Source organism: Allobosea eneae, assembly GCF_042657265.1.
GTDB lineage: Bacteria > Pseudomonadota > Alphaproteobacteria > Rhizobiales > Beijerinckiaceae > Allobosea > Allobosea eneae.
This window is the reverse complement of the sequence record NZ_JBHSLW010000068.1, coordinates 1-2,622: the sequence shown is the minus strand read 5'-3', so window position 1 is coordinate 2,622 and position 2,622 is coordinate 1. Positions and strand designations below refer to the sequence as shown.

The 2,622-nt window shown below is 66.7% G+C and carries 2 protein-coding genes; both read right to left on the bottom strand.

Annotated elements, in window-relative coordinates:
* Positions 1 to 148: 148 nt before the first annotated feature.
* The gene (istB, locus tag ACFPOB_RS27340) at positions 149 to 901 is read right to left on the bottom strand and encodes an IS21-like element helper ATPase IstB (RefSeq protein ID WP_066720698.1); all 753 of its coding nucleotides are present in this window, start codon (positions 899 to 901) and stop codon (positions 149 to 151) included.
* Between the two features lie 12 nt (positions 902 to 913).
* Complete coding sequence (gene istA / locus ACFPOB_RS27335) at positions 914 to 2,452, bottom strand: IS21 family transposase (RefSeq protein WP_067253527.1); 1,539 nt, start codon at positions 2,450 to 2,452, stop codon at positions 914 to 916.
* Between the last annotated feature and the right edge of the window lie 170 nt (positions 2,453 to 2,622).

Sequence of the window (2,622 nt, the reverse complement as noted above, 5' to 3'; positions counted from 1 at the left end):
TGCAGATTCCGACGCGACCGGCCGGGTAATCCAATAATTAACCGGCCACTGTTCCGAGAATTAACCGGTCGGGATTCCGAGAATTATCCGGCCAGGGCGGGCGTTGGTTCTGGGTCGTGTTTCTGGATGTCGTGATTGGTGCTTCCGGTCAAGCCGGAGCCGCTGCGGGCGGCTCCGGTTGGCGCTTTCTCAGGCTCTCGCCGGCGAGTTCGATGCGATAGGCGTTGTGGGCGATGCGATCCATGATCGCGTCGGCGATGGTGGGGTTCCCGATAATTTCGTACCAGCGATCCACGGGGATTTGGCTGGTGATGATGGTGGCACGACGCTCGTAGCGATCCTCGGTGAGTTCGAGGAGGTCGCGTCGCTGTGCGTCGTCGAGCTTCTCCGGCCCCCAATCATCGATGATCAGGAGTTCGACCCTGGCGAGGGCCTTGAGCAGGCGGGCGTAACGGCCCTCGTCACGGGCCTGGGCCAGGGTGGCGAAGAGCCTGGGCGCGCGATGGTAGGCGACGGAGACATCGTCACGGCAGGCCTTTTGCCCCAGCGCGCAGGCGAGCCAACTCTTGCCGACACCGGCCGGGCCGGTGATCAGCAAGCTGCGATGCTGGCGGATCCAGTCGCCGCCGGCGAGGCTGAGGAAGAGCCCGCGGTCGAGGCCGCGCGACGCCTTGAAGTCGACATCCTCGATGCTGGCGTTGTGGCGCAGCGCGGCGGCGCGAGCGCGGTTCTCGAAGCGCTTCTGACGGCGCGTCGTGCTCTCGCGTTCGAGCAGGAGGGCGAGCCAGTCGGCGTGTTCGAGGGCGCGGCTTTCGGGCTGGGCCTGGAGCTCCTGGAAGCCTTTGGCCATACCGTGCAGTCCGAGCTCGGCGAGCAAGCCCATGGTGGGATGGATCAACATGCTGTCTCCTGATCAGTGGAAGTAGCCGGGGCCGCGCAGATTGCTGTGCTCGATGATGGCGGCGGGTTCGGTGGTGGTCCTGGCCGCTGCCGCGGCCTGCCTGACGGCAATGGCGGCGACAGCGCGGTAGGCGAACGCGCCGATCTCGAGGGCGCGGGCGGAGACGGCTTCGGCCTGGGACGGCCTGAGATCGCGGAACAGCCGCAGCACGCCGAGACAGGTTCTGAAGCCGTGCTCGGGATGCGGCCGGTTGGCCAGGATGGCGATGACCAGTCCTTCCGTGCTCGGGCCGACCGTCGCGGCCCAGCGCCGGAGCCGTTCCGGGCTCCAGTCGGCGTAGCGCCGGTGGGAGCTCGGCATGTGATCGGGGTTGGTGCCGTGCCGGCGGCCGCCATAGCGACGCTGGTGCGCGGCGACCCGCTGGCCACGATGGAAGACCTCGATCGTCCGGCTGGTGGCCCGCAGATCGACCTGCTCCCGGATCAGGCCGTGGGGAACGGAGTAGAAATAGCCGTCATACTCGACGTGGTAATCGACGCCGGCGCGGGCCAGGCGCCACTCGGCGAACTCGTAATCCTCGGGCAGCGCCGCCAGGGCCGGCCGCTCGACGGTCTCGAACAGATGGCGGCGGGTCACGCCGAGGCGCCGGATGACATGGTCGTTGATCCGGTCGACGGCGCCGCGGATCGCGGCATTGGCCTCGGCCAGCGAGAAGAAGGTCTGGTTGCGCAAGCGGCCCAGGATGGCGCTCTGCGCGAACCGAACGCCGTTCTCGACCTTCGCCTTGTCACGCGGCTTGCGCGGCCGCGCCGGCAAGACGCCGACGCCGTAGTGCGAGGCCATCATGCCATAGCTGCGGTTGAGCTCCGGATCGTAGAACGAGGCCTTGTTGACCCCGGCCTTCAGATTGTCCGGCACGATCAGGCGTGGGACGCCATCGAAAAACCGGAACATGCGCACATGCGAGCCGATCCAGTCCGGCAGTCCTTGAGTCCAGCTCGCTTCGGCGAAGGTGAAGTTCGAGGCGCCGAGCACGCCGACGAAAATCTCGGCCTCCCGGATGATGCCGGTCCGGGCATCGACGATGCCGAGCTTCTTGCCGGAATAGTCGACGAACACCTTGTCGCCGGCGACGTGCTCCTGCCGCATCGTCGGCGACAGCCGGCGCTGGAAGCCGCGCAGGAGGTCGCAGAACCTCGAGTAACCGTAGCCCTGCGGGTGGATGGTGCGATACTCTTCCCACAGGATCGCCATCGTCACGCCGGGCTTCTTCAGCTCGACGATCAGTTCGCTCCAGTTCGGCTCGACCCGCCGCCGCTGACCGCTCTTCGCCCCGGATCGCGCGAAAAGCCTGCCGGCAAGGGCGTCGTCCGTCAGCTCCGCCGGCAGCGGCCAGGTCAACCCGGCCTGGGCCGCGCGCCCGAGGTTCTCCTGAACGGTGCTGCGGGCAATCCCCAGCACCCGACCGATCTCGCGGGCGCTCACCCCGCCATATGCAAGCCGCAGCATCTGCCGCAGTTCTCTCATCGTCAGCTTCCTCTTCGTCGGCATCACAGGCTCCGTCTCGGGTGAAACGGAAATCCTGATGCCTGAGTGGCTGACCCAGAGCGCTCATACCCCCGGCTGGTGGCCGGTCATTAATCGGAATGGTGGCCGGAGAATTATCGGAATCCCGGCCGGTCAATTATCGGAATGATGGCCGGTCGGAATCGGAATCCGCA